General features: G+C 69.7%; 24 protein-coding genes and 1 CRISPR repeat array. Of the genes, 12 read left to right on the top strand and 12 right to left on the bottom strand.

Going from position 1 to position 21922, the window contains the following annotated elements; translation table 11 throughout:
- Positions 1-45 precede the first annotated feature (45 nt).
- Positions 46-1458 (top strand): hypothetical protein, encoded by a 1413-nt coding sequence (locus Dsi01nite_RS41430; RefSeq protein WP_203851894.1) that lies wholly within the window; start codon positions 46-48, stop codon positions 1456-1458.
- A gap of 204 nt (positions 1459-1662) precedes the next feature.
- Here Dsi01nite_RS41430 and Dsi01nite_RS41425 read toward each other — a convergent pair whose 3' ends face one another.
- From Dsi01nite_RS41425 to Dsi01nite_RS41410, 4 genes are all read right to left on the bottom strand, one after another.
- The gene (locus tag Dsi01nite_RS41425) at positions 1663-2286 is read right to left on the bottom strand and encodes a DUF899 family protein (protein ID WP_203851893.1); all 624 of its coding nucleotides are present in this window, start codon (positions 2284-2286) and stop codon (positions 1663-1665) included.
- 88 nt (positions 2287-2374) lie between these two features.
- A complete protein-coding gene (locus tag Dsi01nite_RS41420; protein ID WP_203851892.1) occupies positions 2375-2884 on the bottom strand; it encodes a hypothetical protein in 510 nt (169 codons plus the stop codon).
- Positions 2885-3150: 266 nt separating this feature from the next.
- Positions 3151-4296, bottom strand: coding sequence for an RCC1 domain-containing protein (locus Dsi01nite_RS41415; RefSeq protein WP_203851891.1), 1146 nt, complete (start codon positions 4294-4296; stop codon positions 3151-3153).
- A 273-nt stretch (positions 4297-4569) separates the two neighbouring features.
- Complete coding sequence (locus Dsi01nite_RS41410; protein WP_203851890.1) at positions 4570-5385, bottom strand: hypothetical protein; 816 nt, start codon at positions 5383-5385, stop codon at positions 4570-4572.
- A gap of 441 nt (positions 5386-5826) precedes the next feature.
- Between Dsi01nite_RS41410 and Dsi01nite_RS41405 the strand changes: the two genes are divergently transcribed.
- Positions 5827-6276, top strand: coding sequence for a group II truncated hemoglobin (locus tag Dsi01nite_RS41405; protein ID WP_203851889.1), 450 nt, complete (start codon positions 5827-5829; stop codon positions 6274-6276).
- Positions 6277-6400: 124 nt separating this feature from the next.
- Positions 6401-6961: a DUF4240 domain-containing protein gene (locus Dsi01nite_RS41400; protein ID WP_239136556.1), complete on the top strand. Its 561-nt coding sequence runs from the start codon at positions 6401-6403 to the stop codon at positions 6959-6961.
- A 51-nt stretch (positions 6962-7012) separates the two neighbouring features.
- Here the strand turns inward: Dsi01nite_RS41400 and Dsi01nite_RS41395 are convergent, their stop codons facing one another.
- On the bottom strand, positions 7013-7153 hold the full coding sequence (locus Dsi01nite_RS41395) for a hypothetical protein (protein WP_203851888.1): 141 nt from the start codon (positions 7151-7153) through the stop codon (positions 7013-7015).
- Positions 7154-7306: 153 nt separating this feature from the next.
- On the opposite strand from Dsi01nite_RS41395, the gene Dsi01nite_RS41390 reads away from it, so the two are divergent.
- The 3 genes from Dsi01nite_RS41390 to Dsi01nite_RS41380 all read left to right on the top strand — a co-directional run bounded on the left by Dsi01nite_RS41390 (position 7307) and on the right by Dsi01nite_RS41380 (position 11027).
- Positions 7307-9502: a hypothetical protein gene (locus tag Dsi01nite_RS41390; protein ID WP_203851887.1), complete on the top strand. Its 2196-nt coding sequence runs from the start codon at positions 7307-7309 to the stop codon at positions 9500-9502.
- An 88-nt stretch (positions 9503-9590) separates the two neighbouring features.
- Positions 9591-10553: an isopenicillin N synthase family dioxygenase gene (locus tag Dsi01nite_RS41385; RefSeq protein ID WP_203851886.1), complete on the top strand. Its 963-nt coding sequence runs from the start codon at positions 9591-9593 to the stop codon at positions 10551-10553.
- A gap of 75 nt (positions 10554-10628) precedes the next feature.
- Positions 10629-11027: a hypothetical protein gene (locus Dsi01nite_RS41380; protein WP_203851885.1), complete on the top strand. Its 399-nt coding sequence runs from the start codon at positions 10629-10631 to the stop codon at positions 11025-11027.
- A 44-nt stretch (positions 11028-11071) separates the two neighbouring features.
- Here the strand turns inward: Dsi01nite_RS41380 and Dsi01nite_RS41375 are convergent, their stop codons facing one another.
- The 4 genes from Dsi01nite_RS41375 to Dsi01nite_RS41360 form a co-directional block, all read right to left on the bottom strand.
- A complete protein-coding gene (locus tag Dsi01nite_RS41375; protein WP_203851884.1) occupies positions 11072-11668 on the bottom strand; it encodes a hypothetical protein in 597 nt (198 codons plus the stop codon).
- A 182-nt stretch (positions 11669-11850) separates the two neighbouring features.
- Complete coding sequence (locus Dsi01nite_RS41370; RefSeq protein ID WP_203851883.1) at positions 11851-13032, bottom strand: HEAT repeat domain-containing protein; 1182 nt, start codon at positions 13030-13032, stop codon at positions 11851-11853.
- Between the two features lie 56 nt (positions 13033-13088).
- The gene (locus Dsi01nite_RS41365) at positions 13089-13889 is read right to left on the bottom strand and encodes a class I SAM-dependent methyltransferase (RefSeq protein WP_203851882.1); all 801 of its coding nucleotides are present in this window, start codon (positions 13887-13889) and stop codon (positions 13089-13091) included.
- Positions 13890-13976: 87 nt separating this feature from the next.
- Positions 13977-14753, bottom strand: a complete 777-nt coding sequence (locus tag Dsi01nite_RS41360) for a class I SAM-dependent methyltransferase (protein ID WP_203851881.1) — start codon at positions 14751-14753, stop codon at positions 13977-13979.
- A gap of 413 nt (positions 14754-15166) precedes the next feature.
- On the opposite strand from Dsi01nite_RS41360, the gene Dsi01nite_RS41355 reads away from it, so the two are divergent.
- The 4 genes from Dsi01nite_RS41355 (at position 15167) to Dsi01nite_RS41340 (ending at position 17532) form a co-directional block, all read left to right on the top strand.
- Positions 15167-15559 carry a nuclear transport factor 2 family protein gene (locus Dsi01nite_RS41355; RefSeq protein WP_203851880.1) on the top strand — a complete coding sequence of 131 codons (393 nt, stop codon included), beginning with the start codon at positions 15167-15169 and terminating at the stop codon, positions 15557-15559.
- A gap of 53 nt (positions 15560-15612) precedes the next feature.
- On the top strand, positions 15613-15993 hold the full coding sequence (locus tag Dsi01nite_RS41350; RefSeq protein ID WP_203851879.1) for a DUF6334 family protein: 381 nt from the start codon (positions 15613-15615) through the stop codon (positions 15991-15993).
- A gap of 532 nt (positions 15994-16525) precedes the next feature.
- Entirely contained in the window at positions 16526-16951 is a 426-nt protein-coding gene (locus tag Dsi01nite_RS41345) for an Rrf2 family transcriptional regulator (RefSeq protein WP_203851878.1), read from the top strand.
- Positions 16948-17532 (top strand): NIPSNAP family protein, encoded by a 585-nt coding sequence (locus tag Dsi01nite_RS41340; protein WP_203851877.1) that lies wholly within the window; start codon positions 16948-16950, stop codon positions 17530-17532. The genes Dsi01nite_RS41345 and Dsi01nite_RS41340 overlap by 4 nt, the downstream gene beginning before the upstream one ends.
- Here Dsi01nite_RS41340 and Dsi01nite_RS41335 read toward each other — a convergent pair whose 3' ends face one another.
- A complete protein-coding gene (locus Dsi01nite_RS41335) occupies positions 17533-17832 on the bottom strand; it encodes a DUF2695 domain-containing protein (protein ID WP_203851876.1) in 300 nt (99 codons plus the stop codon).
- Between the two features lie 67 nt (positions 17833-17899).
- Between Dsi01nite_RS41335 and Dsi01nite_RS41330 the strand changes: the two genes are divergently transcribed.
- The gene (locus tag Dsi01nite_RS41330) at positions 17900-18208 is read left to right on the top strand and encodes an NIPSNAP family protein (protein ID WP_203851875.1); all 309 of its coding nucleotides are present in this window, start codon (positions 17900-17902) and stop codon (positions 18206-18208) included.
- Between the two features lie 47 nt (positions 18209-18255).
- Positions 18256-19059, top strand: coding sequence for a hypothetical protein (locus Dsi01nite_RS41325; protein WP_203851874.1), 804 nt, complete (start codon positions 18256-18258; stop codon positions 19057-19059).
- Positions 19060-19068: 9 nt separating this feature from the next.
- Here Dsi01nite_RS41325 and Dsi01nite_RS41320 read toward each other — a convergent pair whose 3' ends face one another.
- Entirely contained in the window at positions 19069-19926 is an 858-nt protein-coding gene (locus tag Dsi01nite_RS41320; protein ID WP_203851873.1) for an NAD(P)H-binding protein, read from the bottom strand.
- A 28-nt stretch (positions 19927-19954) separates the two neighbouring features.
- On the bottom strand, positions 19955-20761 hold the full coding sequence (locus tag Dsi01nite_RS41315; protein WP_203851872.1) for a polysaccharide deacetylase family protein: 807 nt from the start codon (positions 20759-20761) through the stop codon (positions 19955-19957).
- Between the two features lie 671 nt (positions 20762-21432).
- Positions 21433-21887: a CRISPR direct-repeat array (repeat unit 24 nt; unit sequence GTGCTCCCCGCGCATGCGGGGGTG).
- Positions 21888-21922: the final 35 nt, after the last annotated feature.

Genomic DNA, 21922 nt, shown 5'->3' with positions numbered 1-21922 from the left:
GAGATTCCACCCGCAAGGAACAGCCCGCGCTGTTACGGTCGGGGTATGCCGTTGTGGCCGGCGAGCCCCAGATTGACCGGCTGGCTGCTGCGCACCAGCCGCACTCTCGATCCGGCGGCGCGATTCCGTACGGCGAAAGCGTTCGCGGCTGCGTTCCCTGCCGGCGTGAGCGAGTCGCAACTGTCACGGTGGGAGACCGGAGTGCACCAGGCGCCCCTCGCCGCGGTGCGCCGTTACGAAGAGCTGCTCGAGCTCCAACCCGGCCGGCTCGTGGGGACGCTGAACGTCGGGGGCCGCTATCTCAACTTGGGCCGGGACAGCCAGTCGACTGTACGCAACGCGGCGGGCGGTGATCATGCCAGGCTGGTCAGCCTGATCGATCTCGTTGACTGCAACGCCGACCTCACCGGCATGCAGTGGGATGATCTGACGTCATTGCTGGTCGAGGAGCCGTACCCGGTCGTCGCTCCGCGCCGGATCTGGCGGACGCTCGCCGAACGCCTGGTCAACGAAATGATCATCGCGGACGGCGTGGCGTGGCAGTTGCGGTTCGAGTCGCTGAACCGGCTGATGAGTCACCGCGACGCCCAGGGCGCGGCGATCGCCGTATGCGCGGACCTCGCCGACGACCCCGCCAACCAGGTGCCGGTCGAGGTCGTCAGCATGTTCGACGCCACGGTGCACCCTGAGGCATCGCGGCACGTGCTGCGCCAACTGCATCGGCCGACCAACGACCGCGCGCTGTACGGGGCCCTGCTGGCGTGCGTCCGAAAGATCCGCCATCACCACTTCGCGCCCGACGAGGTATACCGGGTAGCCATGCTCGCCCGGCTGCGCACGCGCGACGGCGAGGCGCCCGCCGACGTGCGGGCCCTCGCCGGCCACGTGCTGTCCTTGCTGGCGACGCCTGCCGCCCGGCCGGCGCCCCGCACCCATGACCCCGACCGAGTGGTGGACGACCTGTACGGCGAAATGCTTGGTAACCCCAGCCCCGACGTGCGCCTCATCAGCGCGATGTTCCTGGCCGCGAGCCCGTACCGTGAGCGCGTGGCGCAGCGGCTCGCCACTCGAGCGGCCGGTGCGCTGGCCGCGTGCGACACGGCCACGACGGTGCGGTCGCTGGAGTCACTGCGGGTGGTCGGCGGCGCCGAGCACCGGACCATGGTGCAGCGCCTGCTGCTCGCCCCAGGCCTGGCACCCGAGGTGATGGCGACGGCAGCACACGTGATCGGCCACGTCGGCGGTCGCAGCCCGACCGAATTCTGGCGCGCCGCCGTGAGCCGCTTCACGGCCGACCCAGTCATCCTGCCATCGCTGGTGTACGCCATGGGCGTCGCGGGCGAAGACACCTTGCTCGGCGATGTCCGGACCAATCCGGCCGCCGTACACGACGCCCGGCGCGCTGCCGCGTGGTGGCTCGACATGCCACGCGCCACCCGCACCCGAGCACGTCTCTAGCTCACGTTGCCGCACATGCCGCCATCCGCTTGCTGACACCCGCCACGCTCGGCGGTCCGGCCATCGAGCGCGTGCCGAGGTGACCCCACCCCGGCACACGGCTCCCCGTCTGCCCGATCCAGCGGCGCGCTTGCCGACGCCGTTCCAGCCGCCCGAACGCCGCGGCTCCGGGCCTTCTCGGGGCAGGCCAGGCGCCAGGGCTCGTCAGCCGTACGTCGGATGCTGCGGCCAGCCGTCGGGCGAGTCCTCCCAATCCTCCTGCCGCCCGTACACGCTGAGATCTCGCACGTTGTTGCTGAACAGCAGCCGGTCGACGCCCCGCTGGGTGGTGCTGTAGGTGCGGTGGACGACGTCGCCGTCGCGGACGAACATCGACAGCATGAAGTAGTCCGCGCCGCAGTCCTTGGCGAAGGTCGTGCCGCGGGACGAGACGAACGGCATCGTCCAGCCCATCTTCGCCTTGTACCCTTCGATCTGCGCCAGCGGCATGTTCGAGATCGTTGCCCAGCTGATGCCGGCGTCGGCGAGCATCGCCAGGCCATGCTCAGGCACGTTGTTGGTGAACGCGGTGCACCCAGGGCAGAAGTCGTCCGCGCCGTTATCCATGAACTGATACACAGCCAGCTCCGGCCGCCCGTCGAACAGGTCGACCAGCGTTCGCGGCCCGGACGGCGCGTCGAACGTGTAGTCGCCCATGCGGACCATCGGCAGCCGCCGTCGCTGCGCGGCGACCCTGTCGGTGAGCCGGGTCGCCTCCTTCTCGGCCGTGAGCAGCTCCGCGCGCGCCCGGTCCCACTCTTCGACCGTTACCACCTGTGGCTTCTCCATAAGCCCGATCATGTCGCGTTCCGGCCTGGATCGCAGTGCAGACGTCCCGGCCCACCCCTACCGGGTGTACGTCGCGCAGACGAGCGGCTCAGACGCTGCCGTAGGTGGCGTTCGGGCCCCAGTGCGGCATGGTCTTGGCGGCGTCGATCCGGTCGTGCTGGTCGTATTGGCCGTCGTCGTTGCTGTCGCGGTCCATCGTGTCGAGCCGGCCGTCGTTGTTCGTGTCGGTCTGGCGCAGCTCCGGGTGACCGTCATGGTCGGCGTCGAGGCGTACCTCATCGATGCGGCCGTCCTCGTTGTGGTCATACTCCTTCTGGTCGATGGAACCGTCGTGGTTGGTGTCGTACCCCGTCATGTCCATCGTGCCGTCGTTGTTCAGGTCGTACTGCCAGGCGTCGTCCTTGCCGTCACCGTCGGTGTCGGCGCTGACCACGTCGACGCGCCCGTCGTGGTTGATGTCCTGCTCGTGAACCTCGGGCCCGTAGTGGTGCGGCGTGGACTGCGCATCGATGTGGTCGCTGACGCCAGGGTGGGTCTCGAAGGTGTGCGCGTGGTACGGGTCGTCCAGATGATCCGAGGTGAAGTCGTAGTCTGTCATGGCAGGCAGGCCTCCTTGTCGATGCCACCACACTACGAACCGTAGCCGCCTGGTCGATTCCCGAATTCGTGCCGCGTTGACGATGATCACTGGACCGGACCCGCCCAGGGCCGCCGCCGCCGAGCAGCGGACGGCCACCACTGAGAGCGCGCTCGATCGTCGCAGTGCCGCCAGCGCCGGACTCACAGTCTGGCCCCTGACGCGGTAACCGCACGGCTCGCACATCCATAGCCGTACATTGTCATCGGCCCCGAGTCGGTGAGGAACTACGCGGCGATGAGCACAGGGGTCACCGCGTCGTCGTCATCGTCGTCGTCATCGTCGACGAGGCCCAGCATGGCACCCGCGCCCCAGCAGTACAGGTGCGTGTTGCGGATGCCGCAGGTGTGGCTGAACCCGGCGGACAGGCCGGTCCACGGGCCGTCGAACACGGCCGACGGGGTTGTCCGGGTCGCCAGGTCACCGACGCCGAGCCCGGGGGCACCGAGCCCCCAGCAGTAGCGGACGCCGGCCGCCTGGCCGCAGGCGTGCCGGCCACCGGTCGCCATCGCGACGCGGGTCCAGCTGGTGCGGCTGCTCACCATGACCGGGGTGAGCCGGTCGGTGGCCGCGGCGTCGCCGGTGCCGAGCTGGAACCAGGAGTTGTCGCCCCAGCACCACAGCGTCCCGTCGATGCGGATACCGCACCCCGTCGGGTAGCCGTTGGTGATGGTGCGCCACGCGGGTTCACCGACCACCCGCCGCGGCGCGGTGCGGCCGGTCCTGTCGCCGATACCGAGCTGCCCCGTGTTGTTCGCGCCCCAGCAGTACCGGGTGCCGTCGGTCTTGAGCGCGCAGGCCATGTTCTCGGCGGTGGACACCATCGCCCAGTTCGCCTGCGTGCCGACCTGTGCGGGCCGGGTGCGACCGGTGGTGTCGCCGATGCCGAGCTGCCCGTCGGTGTTGCGCCCCCAGCACCACAGCGTGGCGTCGGTACGGATCCCGCAGGTGGCGTACGTCGTGGCGGACACCGACAGCCAGGCGGCCTCGCCGATGATCCGGCGTGGTGCGTCGCGGTTGGTGGTGTCGCCGAGCCCCAGCTGGCCGTCGGTGTTGCGGCCCCAGCAGTACCGGATGCCATCGGTCTTGAGCGCGCAGGTGTGGTCCAGTCCCGTGTCGACCGACGCCCAGGCGGCGCCGCCGACCTGCGTCGGTACCTGCCGTGCGGCGGTGTCGCCGACGCCCAGCTGCCCGCTGTCGTTGGCGCCCCAGCACCACAGTGTGGCGTCGGACCGCACTGCGCACGTGTGCCAGCTGCCGGCGGACACCTGCGTCCAGCCGGTCACCGCCGCCGCGGCCGGTGCCGAGGGGGCCACCGCCAGCCCGGTCGTCACGGCCAGTGCCGCGAACCCGCGCCGCCACGAACCCCGCATGAGCATTCCTCCGCATCCGCGACCCGCCGCCGGCTGGCCGATGAGGTGCCGATGTGCCGATGACCCGCCGACCGTGGGGCCGGGCACGCCGAGGATGCTGAGTCGGATCCGTCCCTGTCAAAGACCGCCGCCACATTCGCCGGTGACCCAGCGGCCGCCATGAAAGTTTCGTGCCCCGCACCGCGGTCAGATCTCGGTGATCGGTTCGTGTGACGGCATGGTGTGTCCCAGCACGGCTTCAGAGCCTGGTCGGCCGTGAAGTGAAGCAGATAATCACCTGCTCCGACGTTGGCGGGTGGATTTGTCCAGGGCGATCCGGTGGTTGATCTTGGCTGCCCGTGCGATCGTTCGATCGGTGTGCTGCAGTCTGGGCGCGATCAAGTCGACCGCCTCGCGTGGGTGCAGCCGGGCAAGGGCCGCCATAGCGGCCGGTGCGGCGGTGTCGTCGACCACGATCCGGCTCAGGACCTCCAATGTGCGGGGGTGCCTCTTGGCGATGCGGACCAGGAGGAGGATCAACCGGTCGCGCCGCAGGCCGTGCTGTTCGTCGTCGACGAAGTCGAGGATCCGGTCGGCGTGCTCCGTTGAGGCGCCGGTCTCAATCGCGTGCTCGACTACGGTGAGCGAGCCGATGCCGGCGTGTGGCAGGAGGTCCAGCATGAGTGCGGTGATGTCGGCGCCGGATACGATCAGCGCACGGACGATGTGGCCCATCAGCCAGTCACGGTTGCCCGACGGCGCCTCGACATCCCGGAGTTCCCCGACCCAGCGAACGAGGACCGGAACGGACTCCGGGCGGCCAGCGCAGGCGTCAGGCAACCGTTCGACCGTGGTGACATCGCAACCCACGTCGCGGAGATCGCGTGCCAGCCACTGCCAGGCGGCCGGGGCGGGAAAGTCGTCCACGATCGGCACGCCGGCCTCCAGCATCCGCCGCACGACCGCTTCAGCGAGGTCGTCGTCGCAGATCAGGGTCACCGCGCGGTGTTCGAACGAAGCGACGAGATAGCCGCCGGTTTCGTGGACCCGGAACAGTCCGTACCGATCAAACGGCGGGGTCCACAGAGCGCTGAATTCGTCGATGGTCACGTTCGTCGCCTCCGGTGTGAGGGCGCTTCCTCGCGAGGCACGGCGCCTCGGTGCCGCAGGGCTGGGCGGGATCGAGCACGTCAGGTGAGGACCACCGCCATGATCTCGTCGACGCGGGTAAGCCGTCCAGTGACATTTCGGGCGCACCCCGGCTCGTCGGCCATCGTGACGTTGCGTACGCCACTTCGGCCAACCTGACCCGCTATGCCTGCATCCGCTCGTGCCGCGACTGGCGCGGAGGTGCCGACTGTGCCGATGGTCATCCGTGGACGAGGTACCGCGCAGGTCGGCCGTCCTACCGCCGGGCGACCAACAGCTCATCCAGCGTCATCCCGAGCCGGCCGTAGGTGACCACGCTCGTCACCACGAGGTACGGTCGCAGCGATCGGATCTTCGGGAAGCACGCACCCCGCTCAGCCCTAGGCTACGAAGGACGACGCAATGACCACTCTCTACGAATTCGCCGGCGGCGACGACGCGCTGCATCGCCTGGAAGAACTGTTCTACACCAAAGTGCTGGACGACCCCGTGCTGAGCAGCGTGTTCCCCACTCGCCAGCCGAGCCACGTCGAACATCTCACGTGGTTCACCGCCGAGTCCTTCGGCGGCCCGAGCAGATTCACCACCGGCCCCGGATTTCAGTACCTCATTGACGTCCACCGCCATCTGAAGATCACCGACGAGCAACGGGAGCGGTTCGTCGTCCTCTACCTCGAAGCGATCGATGAAGCCGGTCTACCGGACGACGACGCCTTCCGCGCGGCCGTCGGCGAGCATCTTGACTTCGGCGCCCGCGTGGCCCAGCAGAACTCGCATGCCGAGACCGATGACCAGCTGCATCCGATCCGTGAGGTCCCCGCCTGGACATGGCCGCGACAGTCTGAGAACTGACGGGCATCTCGCCATTCGGCAGCACTTGATCGGCTGCGCGCCCATGCCGCGGCGAACACGAATTGCCTCGCACCGACACGACGGAAACGCCTCGGGCACGTAACCCACGGCTCACGACCGGGGTGTGCAAGCCGCGCCGCCGATGCAGAATGCCGACGTGGACAGAGATCGTTTCTGGGAAGATGTCGACGCCGCCCGTGCGCGGGTGGTCGATGTCGACGAGGTGCCTGCGGCGCTCGTTGAGGTGCTCCGAGGTCGGCCGCTCGCCGAACTGGTGGCCTTCCGCGAGGTGCAGGACGAGTTGTTCGATCGGGAGGCCTACCGCTGGGACCTGTGGGCCGCCGCGTATGTCATCAACGGCGGCGCGTCCGATGACGGCTTCGAGTACTTCCTCGGCTGGCTGATGGCGCAGGGCCGGACGCGGTGGGAGGCGACGCTCGCCGACCCGGACTCGCTCGCCGATGTCGTCGACGCGGACACCGGTGACCTCGACTGCGAGGAGATGCTCTACGTGGCGCCGACGGCAGCGGAGGATGAGGAGGCGTTCTGGGCGGCGCTGCCGGACAAGGGCGAGCATCTGCCGCCTGGACCGGCGGGAGAGCGCTTCGACTTCGAGGACGAGGACCGGATGCGCCGCCTGTTGCCTCGCTTGACCGCGATCTTCTACGACGAGGACGAGCGCTGAGCCTGGTCCGCACCCGGCCCGAGCACGTCACCGGCCACGGACCGGCTGCGGTCACAGCATTGGGGTGGCGATGACGCGTATCGACCAGCGCGTCGAGAACCAGCCCTCGTCGCGCAGCGGGGCCACAAGACGGGTCCCGTCCGGAGCGAAGGCGACGCCCCGGTATTCGCCGCGAGCGACGTTGCGGATCAACTGCGGAACACCTCGGACCCGGCGTCAGCCCTTCTCGATGGTGTACCAGCACCGCCTGGCCGACAAACGCAGCCTGCGGCACGGCCGTCCACCTGATTGACCGGTCAAGGTCGCTGCTCGGGGCGGTTGCGGCGGGTGGGATGATCTTCTGCGATGACGACGCACCTGAACCTCGAAGAGATCTTCGCCGGCCTCGACGACGTGGAGTGGCCCCACATCGGCTTCTCGTACGTCGAGTTTCCCGCCGAGAAGCTGCGCACCATTGTGTCCGAGGACGCGGAGGTCGCGCGGGAGGCCGTCGGTGACTTCTGGGCGGCCATGAACACGCGGGCGCCGCGCTACCGGGCGACCGTGGAGTGCATCCCCTTCCTCGCCCGGCTCAGCGCGGCGGGCGTGTTCGCCAGGGAGTTGCTGGAGCTGCTGCACAGCGTCGCCCAGGGGTTCAACCAGCCCCGCGACGACCAGGATGAGCTGGTGGCGGCCGTGGCCGCCGAGCTGCCGCTGCTGCTCCCCCGGCTCGACGACCCCGACGAGGACAACCGTCGCTGGACGATCGGCATCATCGCGCTGTGCGGCCGCTCGCGGGAGGCGGCCGAGGCGATCCGCGCCCGTTGGACGCGGGAGCGGGATCCGGACCTGCGCACCGAGCTGCTCAACGCCTGCCGGCACGCCGACCCGGAGATCGCCGCCGAGTTGAGCGTCGCCGCGATTGCCCCGCAGGAGGCTCCCGAGCTCCGGCTCGCCGCGACGCTCAGCCTCGTGCTGGCAGAGGCGCCCTGGACGCCCGAACTGGCCGCCGCGGCCACGGCGTGGGCGCTGTCCGGCGACGACGTCGAATTCGCCGAGCGCTGGTTCGACACCAGCACCGGCGACTGGAAGGAGACCGACCAGGACGACAAGTTCGTCGAGCTGCTGGGCCTGCTCGCCGGGCGCGGCGCGCTGGCGGAGGCCGCCGCCCTGGCGCGGACCGTCCTGGCGGTCGACGGACCCGGAGAAGGCTTCCGGCGCCGCCGCGCTCTGGCCGGCATCGACGAGCTGTGCGGCGAGTACCGCGGTGCGCCGGTGTTGCTGGCCCCGTTGCTCGCGCCGCTGGTGGCCGACGAGGATGAGACCGTGGCCGAACAGGCCCTCGCCGTGCTGCACCGGATCGGGCCGGAGGGTCGGCCCGCCGCGGATGCCGTCCTGGCGGTGGCCGACTCGCGGGACGGAAGCGACGACGAACTGGCCGACCAGGCGCTCGGGGTGCTGCTCGACCTCGGCGACCCGCGCGCCTTGCCGCTGCTCGCCCGCGACCTGCCACGCCGCGGGAAGGCCCTGGAGGTCGCCATCGGCCGCTCGTGGCGCGGGGCCGGATCGACCGCGCCCTTCGACCCCGCGCTGCTCGACGCGGCCCGGGACCTGCTCCGCAACCCGGACCGGCGCAGCACCGGCGCGCTCAGGCATCTGTGTTCGTTGCTCGCCTCGTGGGGAGCCGAGGCCGCGCCGGCGCTTCCCGAGCTGTACTCGCTGCTGGACAAGCATCCGCAGCACGCACCGGCGGCCATCGCGGCCATCGCGGCCGGCACCGATGCCGCCGCGGAAGCCGCCGCGCGACTCACCGCGCTCGCCGACGCCGCCTCCAGCTATGACCGTATGTTCGTCGCCGACGCGCTGCACAAGCTCACCGGCGACACCGCCCCGCTCGTCGCCGCGCTGGGACAGGGGTTGGCCGGGGTGCTCTACGAGCTGCGGTACGCGATGCCGCGGGCCGGCCAGCTCGGCGCGGCGGGCGAGCCATTGCTGCCCCGGTTGCGGGAGCTGCTGGTGTACGACGACCGGGGCTGGGCCGCGGACGACCGGATGGCCGCCGCCGGCGCGATGTACGCGATCGCCGGTGACGCCGTCGCCGACGAACTGCTGCCGGTCCTGTCGATCGCGCTCGACAAGCGCAGCGCGGCGGCGGCCGGGCTGGTCCGGCGGATCGGCGTCCCGGCCGCAAGCCTCGCCCCGCAGGTGGTTCCGCTCCTGGGTGCGCTGCGCACGGCGCTGGCCGCCGCCGGGGCACTGCTGGCCCTTGCCCGGTCCGGCCCGGGCGAGGCGCTCCCCAACCCGGTCGGGTCCGACGGGGTGATCAGCCACGACGACCTCGCCGAGGTCCTGCTCACGATCGTGGAATACGGCGGGCGCACCGAGGCTGCCATCGCGCTGCTGCGCGAACTCGGCGGGGGAACGCTCGAACCCGCGGCGGCCGACGCGTTGCGACGGATCCTCGCCAACGAGCGCCGGCCACCGCCGATCGGGTACGAACTCGACCGCATCCGCAACGACCAGGACCGCGTCGCCGCGATCGGCGCCGCACTCGCGGAGTAACGGAGGGTAGCGGTTCAGGCTGTGCGGTTGTGGAAACAGTCGCTCCGTATGGTCGTGTTGCTTGCCCACCTCGGCCGGGATGTGATGCATGAGCACGCTGGACATTCCCCTGTTCGACATCGGTACGTGGCGGACCGCTGGCGTCGAGGAACGCGCTGTGCTCGCCGCCCGGCTCGACCGTGCCATGCAGGACTGCGGGTTCTTCATGGTCAGCGGGCACGGCATCGATGACGCGCTCAAGGAGCGCATCCGTGAGGTGTCCCGCACGTTCTTCGCGCTGCCCGACACGGTGAAGGAGGCGTACGCGACAGGCGTCGGCGGGCGGGGGTGGATCGCACAGGGCCGCGAGGCGAACGCGTTCTACGGGGAGGTCGCTGATGCGAACAAGGCCGACCTGAAGGAGTCCTTCACCCTCGGGCGTGAGGACCCTGCCGGTGATCCCGCCTGGTTCATGGCGAATGTCTGGCCGGACCAGGTGCCCGGGCTCCGCGAGCCGGTCACCGAGTACGCCGCCCAGGTCCAGGACCTGTATCGGGAGCTGCTGGAGGTACTGGCCACCGCGCTTGGGCTGGAACCTGGCTACTTCGTCGAGCGGACCAGGAATGCGCCGTACACCTTCAACATCAACCGCTATCCGGCGCTGTCGGTCACCGGTGCGCCACTGGAGGGACAGTTCCGGGTGGCACCGCATACCGACTGGGGGATGCTGACCATCCTCGACCGGCAGCCAGGGTACGGCGGACTCCAGGTGCAGACGCTCGACGGCGAGTGGGCGGATGCGCCGCACGTGCCGGGCGCCTTCACGGTCAACATCGCCGACCTGCTCGCCCGGTGGACCGGTGACCGATGGCGTTCCACCCGGCATCGGGTGCTGCCGCCGTCGCAGGCCGACCCGAACGAGGAACTGATCAGCCTCATCGTCTTCTGCGAATCCGACATGGACCGGGTCATCACGCCACTGGCTCCCCCGGCCGGCGGCGGCACCGACCATCCGCCAGTGGTGGCCGGCGACTACTACCGGGAGCGGGAAGCCGCCGCGTCGGTCACCTGAGTCGACCAATCCGGCGTACGCGGATCCGCGGCATGGCGTGGTGGCTCTCGACCGAGATGCCGGTACCGTGTCGGCGTGGCTGACGACGACGGCGTGATCGGCAACGATCCGCTCGTCGACGGCATGCGGCTGTCCGTGCGCCTCCGGCGGGACTTCACCGTCACCGACGCGGACCGCCTCCTCGCGACCGCCCGCCGCGCCTATTGTGAACTCAACCCAGGCACGAGCGTCGACGAGGCCAACGACATGGTGACCTGCGCCGCCGACGCGCTGTTCGTCATCCTCGAACAGGCTGGACTCCTCGGCGACGCTGCCGACGAACGGCTCGCCGGTCACGCCTCCAACGGACTGGTGACCGGCGGATGGCGGGCACAGATCGTGCTCAATGAGCCGCACCCGTTGTCTCCTCGACCTCGAGGCGACTGCCTACGCGGAGATGACGTCTTCGCACTCCCGCCCGACGACGACCACTGATTGCTCTGTTCCGGTGGGGCCTTGGTCTGGCGGCGGTTCAGCTGTCAGAGGCTCGGCCCGTCGGGCCCCAGGGTGCGACGAGGGCGGGCGAGCATGCCGGCGAACAACGTGACCGCCGTCAGGGACATGGTGGCCAGGCCGAACCACATTTCCGGGGTGACGTCGGCGGTGAGGCCGGTGTCGTGGATGCTGCGCAGGTGGTCGCGTACGGTCCAGGCGTCGGCCAGCTCCTGCTTGTGATCGCGGTGCGTGTCCACCGAGCCGAGTTCGACGTCCACCCGGCTCACCGCGTTCGGTGGCGGCCAGGACTCGATGCCACGCCATTGCGCGACGGTGAGTGCGACCGCGACAACGATGACCCCGAGTGCCAGGACCCGCACCACGAACGGAATCCGCCGGCGCCCCAGAACAACGATCAGCCACACCACCGCGACGGCGGCGACCAGCAGCACGGCAACGGTCCACCGGGTGGATACCTGCCACGCCGTGCGCCCATAGGTGGTGTAGATGACGTCGGTCTCGCGTCCGTCCTCCCATGAGGCCGACCGCACCCGCACCGACCACCAGGGCCGGAATGCGACCGCGAGGACGGCCAGCATGAAGCTGGCGGACAGCCGGTCAAGCACGGCGCGACGTTCCACCGCTCCAGCTTGCCCGATGCGCTCGACATCGTGGCCCCGAACGCAACGGGGCGCAGCAACCGTGCCCAACCGGCCGCCGACAGCGCACGCAGTGGAGAACGTCGAACCGCGGCCGCGCTGCTCGCACGTACCGATGACAAGCGCGTTCGCGCTCGGCGGACGAACCGCGGCTGCCGTATCCGCTATGAGCGTCGGGATAGGCGATCGAGTTGGGTCGTAGCGACCTGGCGCACCATCGCTTCGGGATCGCCGGCGAGGCGGTGAAGAATCTCGATGACTTCGTTGGGCGCGAGGTGACCCGCGACGACGGCAACGCGCTGACGAACCGTCGGGTCGGGGTCGTTGGCCATTTCGGCCACGAGCGATGCCCAACGCCACGAGGTGTCGGCGACAGTCGCAAGCCCGCTCAGCGTGGCCGCACGCACCGCCGCCTCATCGTCTCGTGCCAGCACCATGAGCCGCGGTGCGACCCGAGGATCGGAGTCGGTGGCCTTCGCGAGCGCCTTCGCGGCCTGGGCCCGCCGCCGCGGGTCCTGATCAGCCTCCGCGAGCAGGGCATCGACGGCAGCCTGTCCGCCGATCGAGCCGAGTGCGTCGAGAGCCTGCTCACGAACGTGCCGGTCGGAGTCGTCGAGCATCCGCACCAGGATCGGCGTCGCCTCGGCGCTGCCGAGGCGTGCGAACGCGTACGCCGTCCTTGCCCGCACCCGCGGTGCGGGGTCGTCGGCGACGGCCGCGAGGGGCGCCACCGCGTCGGGCCGCTTCGTCGAGCCGAGCCGACCGATCGTCGACATCCGCGCCTGTTCGTCGGGATCGTGCAGCGATGCGACAAGGACCTGGAACGCGCGGTCGTTGCCGGCCGGGTCGGGGACAGCCTCGATCGCCATCAGCCTGATCTGCGGATCGGCGTCAGTGGCCGCCTCGGCCAGCAGTTCAAGGTCGCCGGATCCGGCCACTGAACCGAGCGCCAGCAGTCCCGCCCGGCGCCGCTCGGGCGCGGCGTTGTGGACGAGTTCGAGCACCATGCGCCGGCTGGCCTCAGGGTCGGCGTCCAACAGGCCGGCGATCTCGGACTGCAAGCCGTCCTGGTCATCGCCGAGATCGCGGGCCGAGGCCAGCAGCAACACCGGTAGTGCCGCCACACCTTCGATACCGGCAAGCATTCCGGCGATGAGGTCGCGGCCGTAGAAATTCTCCTCGTCGAGGAACCGGTCGAGGGCCTCGTGCAGTCGCGGCGCCAAGCTGACATCCCCGGAGTCCGTCAGCGCGTCGACGGTCACCGCGATGTCGTCGTAGTCGATCTCGCCAAACTGCGCCGCATGCCGAATCACGGATTCCAACGCCTCGCCGTTGTCGATCACCACGCCACCTTGCCACACCGGCCCGGGGCTGCGAGTTCCGGACCGCCACCGCCGTCAACTCATGAATGCGATGTCGGCCTGCGGCCCCAACAGACGGCGGTGGCGAATGCCAACTCGAAGAACTCCGGCCGGTCCAGGAGGCGCAGGGCTTCGTCGACCGCCGGCCGGGCCCCGGGCATGTGCTCAAGGATGCGGGGGCGCAGCTGAGCGAGGGTGTGCGACCAGCATCGCGCCGATGCGTTACGGCCTCCGGTCGCAGGGACGTGCACCGAGGCCGATACCGCGGTGAGCCCGTGCGCCAGCAGGGGCGTGGGAAACGTCCGCGGCCATCTCGCGTCCGTGCCGATGGTCGCGGCCAGCGTCGACTCGATCGCGTGCATGGCGTCGCGGAACGCCGGGGTGCCACCGGAGGCGATCGGGAAGCTCGCGATCGACTCGATCACCAGCAGGCCCCCAGGTCGCAGGGACCGGCACAACTTGGTCAGGACCGCATCGCGTTCGGGCAGGTGTTCCAGCACGAACCTGGCGTGGACGAGGTCGAACGCCGACTCCGGCAACGGGTCCAAGACGATGTCGTGCTCAGTGACGTGCAGGTTGGGCACGCCGATCGCGTGCAACCACCGGGTGTCGATGTCGGTCGCCAGGACGCTGCCGTCCGGCACCTGGCCGGCCAGCCACGCCGCGATCGTGCCGGCGCCGGCACCGACCTCCAGACAGTCCCAGTCCGGGCCGAGCCCGAGATCCTGCAGTATCCGGATGGTCGTGCCATCGGCCACCTCGGCCATGGCGACGAGCCGTTCCCGCTCACCGTGCCACTCGGGGCTGAGAACCGATTCACCGTAGCGCTCAGGTGCCGTCATAGCCGCAATTCAACCCCACGAGCAGCGAACCGAAACGGCAGCACGCAAGCGCGCACTACTACCGCCAGAACGCCCCTGATCAAATCTTTAAGGCCGATGTCCGAGTTTGCGGGCGGTCCACAGATCCTCCACCGGCCACTGCCTGGCCCAGTCGGCCGTTGCCACGTCGTAGTACTCGTGCGTCTGGGCGTCGTCCGGGGCGTACAACTCATGGAGGGCCTCCACAACCAACCCATGAGCGGCCAGGATACGAATCCATTCGCCATGGGCGGGATGGAACTCGACCCCGCCGTTCGACCATTGCACCCGGTGCATTCCGCGCTGGGGGCGCAGCAGCGACTGCCCCGCGTAGCCTTCCTCTTCCGGCAGGCACAGCGTCACGAGGATGCTGTTGGTCAGGAACACCAGGCGGCCGCCCGGCCGAAGCAGCCGCGCCGCCTCGGCGATCCAGCGGTCCGGGTCGCACCAGAGGCTGGCGCCGTACTCCGACACCGCCAGGTCGAAGCTCGCTGCGGGCAGCGGCACGTCCTGGGCGTCCGCCTCGATCAACGGGAATGAGACACCGAACTGCTCCTGGCAACGCCGAGCCGTGTCCAACTGAGCCGGGGTCACATCGACACCGACCGGGCGGGCGCCGGCCCGGGCCAGCCAGGCGGAGAAGTATGCGGTGCCGCAGCCCAACTCGACCACATCCAGACCGGTGACATCGCCAAGAGCCCCGAGCCGGCTTTCGGGGATGTCGAACAGCCCCCAGGTGATCTCAGCACTGGCCCAGGCGCGGAACGCCTGCGCGTCGGTGAAGGCGGCGTTCTGCCGCGTCCACACCTCCCGATTGAGTGCTGCGTCGTCGTCGATGACCGACACCACCCGACCCCCAAACACACAACGGATCCGAAGGCGCACACTACCCGCCGGCGGCGATCCGATCCCGCGGTTATCGGGCGAGCCCCGCCGTGGCGGCGACGACTCGATCAGGTACACGCAACTGGCGCAGATCGTTCGCTGGCCAACGCGCGAAGGCGACGAAGAAGCACCTGGGCGACGCGTTCGGTGTCACTGCCCGCCTCAGCTCGGGCACCTTCGACGATGCGCCAGAAGACCGCCCATTCCAATGCCGGACCGTACCAAGTCGGTTCTGTGCCGCCGAATGTCACCGCGACGAGCCTTACGGTAGGTCTGAACCGGCGTGCTGACGTCGCCCGCCCCGACAACAACACGGCCCAACTACGTCCGTGAGGCGTCAACCGACAGCGGAACGGACCAGTATGCTGGCGCGGGTGATCGACTTTCGTGCTGCGGTTGAAGCGCGTGACGCCGACGCCATCGCGGCGACCCTGGCAGACGACGTGGTGTTTCGCAGTCCCGTGGCGTTCAAACCCTACCCGGGCAAGGCCATCACCGCTGCGATCCTGCGCGGCGTGCTGCGGGTCTTCGAGGACTTCCGGTACGTCCGTGAACTGGGCGCCGAGGGCGGTCGCGACCACGCGTTGGTGTTCGAGGCGCGTATCGGCGACGTCACCGTCGAGGGCTGCGATTTCCTGCACCTGGATGAGCGCGGCCTGATCGACGAGTTGACGGTCATGGTTCGGCCGTTGTCCGCCGCACAGGCCCTGGCCGCCGCGATGGCCGGCCAGTTCGAGCAGATCCAGCGTGAGGCCGTCGCCGGATAGGGCGCCGGCCCGCCCGCTGATCTTCGTGTGGCGCGTAGCGTGAGGTGCCCTCTGTGTTGACTGGTCTGGTCGAGGTCGTGCATCTGGCGCACGCGGAGGACCCTGCCTGGCTTGTGGCGGTTCAATTCCGGTTCGACCAGGGATACCTCCACGTCGAGGTTGATCCGGACGACGACACGGTCGAGGTTTCCTTCGACCCGCGCCAACGACCGCCGCTTCGCCACTGGGCGCCGGACGCCGTACCGACCCAAACGAATCAGCATCTTGCCGGTCTGATCGGCAGCACCTCCGCCTGGTGGTGGGTGCTCCGCAATCAGCAGGGATACGAGGACGCCTTCCAGATCGAACTGAGCACACCCTCGTCAACCACGACGTTGCAGTACCTGGCGATGGCCTCGCGCCTCCACCTCCGCCATGTCCACGACGCACCATGACCACCGGCACAATGTCGCCGGACAGCAATGCGTCGCCATGGCCATGATCCTGCGATGCTCGTCATCGCCGTGACCGTGACGGGGACCCGAACACGCGGTCGTCTGCGGCGGATCAGCGCGTTTCGTCGGGCCCGGGTCAACCGCCGGTGACTTCGGCGAGGAAGTCGCGGATCAGCCGGCGCAGTGTCGTGCCGGCCAGCGACGGCGAGCAGCGTCGGTACGTGCGCGGGCGGCGTGACGGCGGGCCGGGCGAGCTCCGAGTAGGCGGTGACGGCGGCCGGCACGCTGTAGCGCCACCGCCACCGCCCGTCCGACCCACATCGCAGATGGTTCGCCACCTCGTCCCGGACGAGGCGATGCGAACACGCGCCACCGGCCGCCGTACCCCTTCAGACCATGCACCGCGACGATTGCCCGGCCGTTCGCCGGCCCGAAGCGGTACACGTGCAACGCCATCCCGGCATGCTACGACTTCCGTCGAATGTAACAGCAATGGTTGCTTTTGGGCCCGGGTGTCGGTGAGACTGTCACGGTGGCGGCCAACAGCAGGGTGACGATCGCGGCCCATGCCCTGGCATGGCTGGAACTGGCCAGGCGGCGCGGACGAGCGGTGCTCACCTCCGAGGAGGTGGCGGCCAGCGTCAACACCAACCCGGTCATCGTCCGGCGCAGCCTCGGCGACCTGCAGCGGGCCGGCCTGGTGACGGCGCGCCGCGGCAACGGCGCCGGCTTCGCGCTCGGGCGGCCGGCCGCAGAGATCACGCTGCTGGACGTGTGGCTCGCCGTCTCGCCCGAGCCGCTGCTCGCCCTGCATCACTCCGAGCCCAACCTGGAATGCCCGGTCGGGCGCGGCATCCGTCCGGTGCTGACCGATGTGTACGACGAGGCGACCGGCGCGTTCCGGGCGACCCTGGCGCGCACGACCGTCAACGACGTTCTGGAAAGGATCCTGACATGATCGTCGAACTGCGCCGGTACACCCTGCGCCAGGGACGCCGCGACGAGCTGATCGACCTGTTCGACCGTGAGTTCGTCGAGACCCAGGAGGAACTGGGGATGGCCGTGCTGGGCCAGTTCCGCGACCTCGACCGGCCCGACCAGTTCGTATGGCTGCGCGGATTCACCGACATGCCGTCGCGGCACGCCGGCCTGACGGCCTTCTACTCCGGCCCGGCATGGAAGCAGCACGGACCGGCGGCGAACGCGACGATGCTCGACTCGGACGATGTCCTGCTGCTCCGCGAACTCGTCGCGGTCCCGGTGTTCGACCGCGGCACCGCCGACCCAGAAGCCGTCCTGCACGCGACGATCTGGTACTGGACCGGCCCGTTCCCCGATCCCACCGAACACGCGGACGACACCCTGGCCGTCCTGCGCACCGAGTACGCCGAGAACACCTTCCCCGGGCTACCGATCCGCGAGGGGGAGCACGCGCTCGTGTGGCTCACCCGGTCACCCCTGCGGACGGAAGTGCCCGAGCAGGTGGTGAAGACCGAGCACTTCCGCCTCAGCCCTACCCACCGCTCCACCCTGCACTGATCAGCCGTAGATCTGGTCCGGGTCGCAGTTCATGACGACCTCGCAGTCGCAGTACCCATCGAACTCCTCGAGCCCTTCGACGAGCCGGTCCAATGACACCTGATGCTCGGCCGCCCACTGCACGGTGAAGCGCCTGGTGTGATCACAGCCCTCGGCCACTACCCGGGCGTCCACGAACTTGACCAGGTCATCGAGCTCACCCTTGTCCAGCGGCATGAGTGCCGCCCGTGCGGTGCGTTCGGCGTGCTTGTAGGCGTCGCGCAGCTGCCTCCGCCGTGCTCGTTCTTCGGCCGATACCACCTGCCGATGGTGCCACGGCCCGGCCGGACCACCGTCGGCGACCTCAGCGCGTACGTATGCTGGCACCGTGATCACCTGCGTTGTGCACTACACCATCGATCCCGCCCAGATCGACGCGTTCGAACGGTTCGCCCGTGAGTGGATGCGGCTCGTGGTGAAGCACGGGGGTGTCCACCACGGCTACTTCCTGCCGGCCGAGGGCGCCAGCGACCGGGCTGAGGCCCTGTTCAGCTTCGAGAGCCTGGCGGCCTACGAGGTCTACCGCTCCAGGTTCGGCCAGGACCCGGAGTTCGTCGCCGCGGACAAGATTCGCGACGAATCCGGTTGCGTCCTCCGATGGGACCGGACGTTCATGCGGCCGCTCCTGCCAAACTGACCAGGCGCACCTCATCTGGCGGTGATCCGTTGACGTATCGTGCGCCGGTGAGTTTCTTCGGGACGTTCGTACTGGCGCGATCCGACCGGCTTCTCGTCGATGAGGAGACGGTGCTCGGCTTCGGATATCAGCACGAGCATCTGTACGAGCTCGGCGACGGATGGCAACTGCTGGAGACCCGGGGCATTTCGGACCCGCAGGACTTCGCCGCCGCCAGCGAGCGGTTCGTCGCAGCCACGGGTGTCGGCGTGTTGGCCTTGTATGTGAACGCCGCCGACTGCCTCGGCGTCTACGGGCGGACGGGCGAGGGCTGGACCACATCGTTCCATCTGCCCGTCGACCAGGTGCCGTGCCCGTACTGGCATAACCCACAGCCGGTGTCACGAACGACGGAGGCCGTCGCCGCCGATCTCGAACAGTGGGCCCGTGCCGTCGGGCTGACGGCCGTCCCGGAACAGGTACGGGCCATCGCAGCCTACGAATCTTCGTTCTGGGGCTACCAGCTGCCGCTCGAACTGCTGCCGGCGCTCGGTCTGCCCGAGGCCGGCGAGCCGAGCCCGACGGTGATCGACCTTGGAGAGTCGCCCTGGTGCGCCATCATCGGTTTCAGCGGCCTGGCACGGCAGGCGTTGAACCGCAAGGCCTGCCGGGCCAGCTGCGACACGATGGACTGTGAACTCTACGGCCCGGAACGCGAATGGGAACGCGCGGCGATCGCGCTCGAGGCCGACATCTGGGCCGCCCGGCATCGCCGGAACACCGACACCACGACATTGCGGGAACGAGCCGAGCGGCTGCTCGAGGCCGGCCGAAACGACAAGAACGCCCAGGTATACCGCCAGCGCACCTGAATGGGCGGGCTACGACAACGGCCGGAAGTCGTCGGCGTGGTCACGGGCCCATTGCTCGAAGCTGCGGGCCGGCGCACCGGTGAGCTGCTCGACGGTGTCGGTCACCGGCTCCGGCGTGTGCACGAGCGAGGCCCAGTAGGCCAGCGAGCTGTCCGCGAAGTCGGGGTCCGCCCAGCTGAGCATCCCGATGCGGGCCTCCTCCGGGCTGATCCCCTCCACCCGCGCCGGCCGACCGGCGACCTCACCGAGGATGCGCACCTGTTCGGCCTGGGTCAGCGCCGCAGGTCCGGTGAGCACGTACGTGCGCCCGGAGTGCTCCTCTCCGGTCAGCGCCCGCACGGCAACGTCGGCGATGTCCCGCTCGTGGATCAACGACCTGGCCGCATCGGGGTACGGGATGCGGACCGGACGGCCGTCGCGCACCGCGGCCGCCCACTGCAGGGTGTTCGTCGCGAACCCGCTCGGGCGCAGGAACGTCCAGTCGAGACCGGTGTCACGGATCGCGGCCTCGACCTGTCCCCACACGCCGTTGGCCGCCAGCGGGAGGTCGTCGCGGACGCTCATCGCCGACACGTACACGACCCGGCGGGCCTGACCGGCGATCGCCTCGACCACGGCGGACGCCCCTTCGGCCGACAGGAACGGCCACAGCAGGAACACCCGATCGACGCCGGCGAGGGCACCCCGCAACGCGCCGGGATCGGTGAGGTCACCCGCGACCGGTTCAACACCGCCGGGCAGCACGGCCGCCGCCGCCGAGCGGGACAACGCGCGCACCGCGACGTCGCGAGCATGGAGGCCGGCGACGACGTTCCGCCCGATGTTGCCTGTCGCGCCGAGCACGAGAACTTTGCCGGTAGCTGTCATGACCTGAGCGTCGAACATGAACCGAGGTTCAAGTCAAGCGCGCCAGCCACAGCTGCTGGATGGCCCGGTAGTCGGTCACCACGATCCCCTCCTCCTGGAGGATTTCGCGGGCCTCGGGCGAGGTCAGGAACTCGTGGTCGGTCTGCCGCACGCGCCAGCCGTCAGGGTCGACCGCCCGCGCCTCCTCGGTGCCGAGGCCGGGGTGCACCGCCCACTCGCTCAGACCGGCCGGCAGGTCGCGGAGCAGCTGCGCATATCGGGCCGCCTTGCCGTCCAGATCCAGCTGGAAGCTGTCCAGGAAGTCGTGGTCGACGACCGGCAGGCCGCGGTGTCGCAGCTGCTCGCGGGCCGGGTCGAGCCAGGCCCGCACCGCCAGCCCGTACTCCTCGGCCAACCCGACGGTCAGGTCGAAGATGTCGTCGCGGCCGCCGTCGGCCAGGCAGTGCCAGTCCAGGTGGGTCGGCGCCAGCCCGGCCTCGATGACCGTGTCGATCTGGGCGCGGAACTCGAGCTCCACCTCGCCCAGGCGGGCGCGGGCAAGCAGCTCGGGGCGCAGCGCCGGCGAGAACAGCTCGCCCGCCGCATCGAGCAGCGAAGGCACCCGCTCCCGCGCGGTCAGCGGCCCCCACCGGTCGTGGGTCGTGTCACAGACCAGGGTCAGATGGATCCCGAAGGGGATCTCCGGCTTCCGGCGCAGCAGCCGCATGGCGTCCTGCGCCCCTGGGCACGGCACCATCAGGCTGCAGGAGCCGGCGATCCCTGCCTCGATCGAGGCGATGACCGCGGCATTGATCGAGGGGTACATCCCGAAGTCGTCGAGGTTGATGATGACCACCCGAGCGTCGGCGGGGAAGCCCAGTAGTGCATTGGTACGGACCGGGGACGCGGCGGCAGCCGGCTCAAAATCATATCCATGATCCACAAGGTAAGTGTGGCAGCAGCGTCCAACCCATTTGTCGATGCACAGCAAGTCTCGGTGTGGACATCAATGTCTTGGCATGGATCAGTCGTCCAGCGACGACATCGACGAGGCGAGACCATCCCCGCGCGCGTGGGGAGCACGGCGACGTCGCACCCACCATGAACTGCCACGCGGGACCATCCCCGCGTGCGCGGGCAGCACGGCACCCGCCGCCACCTGGGGCCGGAAGAGATCGGACCATCCCGCGTACGCGGGGAGCTCCCCCACCTCCAGGGACGGGACATCCCCGCGTGCGCGGGGAGCGCTGGACGTGCCCGCCACTGGTCGGCGTGCCCGCCGGACCATCCCCGCGTGCGCGGGGAGCACTTGGTCTTGGCGATCGCGTGGGTCAGCTGGTTGGGACCATCCGCGCGTGCGCGGGGAGCACGTGTGGCGGATCACCGGGACGGTCGCTGTCGGGGGACCATCCCCGCGTGCGCGGGGAGCACGGCCCGGAGCGCTTTCAGGTCGTTGTGGATGGTGGACCATCCCCGCGTGCGCGGGGGTGGTCCATAGAAGTCCGTCGCGTTGAAGTACCACAGGATGTGCTCCCCGCGCATGCGGGGGTGGTCCCGTCCCGGCCAGCGACGCCCGCGGCATGTAGGCGTGCTCCCCGCGCATGCGGGGGTGGTCCCGCCCTGATGTACCCGACGACCCTGGACGAGTAGTGCTCCCCGCGCATGCGGGGGTGATCCCCGGGTAGACGGGTGTCTCACGTGCGAGCGCGCGTGCTCCCCGCGCATGCGGGGGTGGTCCCGCGACAGCAGCGTCGTTGGCCGCCAGTAGCCGGTGCTCCCCGCGCATGCGGGGGTGGTCCCAGGTCAGCCGTGCGGGCAGTGCAGCGGGTGCCGTGCTCCCCGCGCATGCGGGGGGGTGTGGTCCTTAGCTGGGATTGGGCCTAACTGAATAGGACGTGTGCTCCCCGCGCATACGGGGGTGGTCCCACGCTGTTGCCGCCGGTGCCGCCCTGCGAGTAGTGCTCCCCGCGCATGCGGGGGTGGTCCCCCCGGAGACGTGGTCACGGTCTACGTGCTC

Source organism: Dactylosporangium siamense, from assembly GCF_016862795.1.
GTDB lineage: Bacteria > Actinomycetota > Actinomycetes > Mycobacteriales > Micromonosporaceae > Dactylosporangium > Dactylosporangium siamense.
This window is presented reverse-complemented; position numbering and strand designations above follow the sequence as displayed.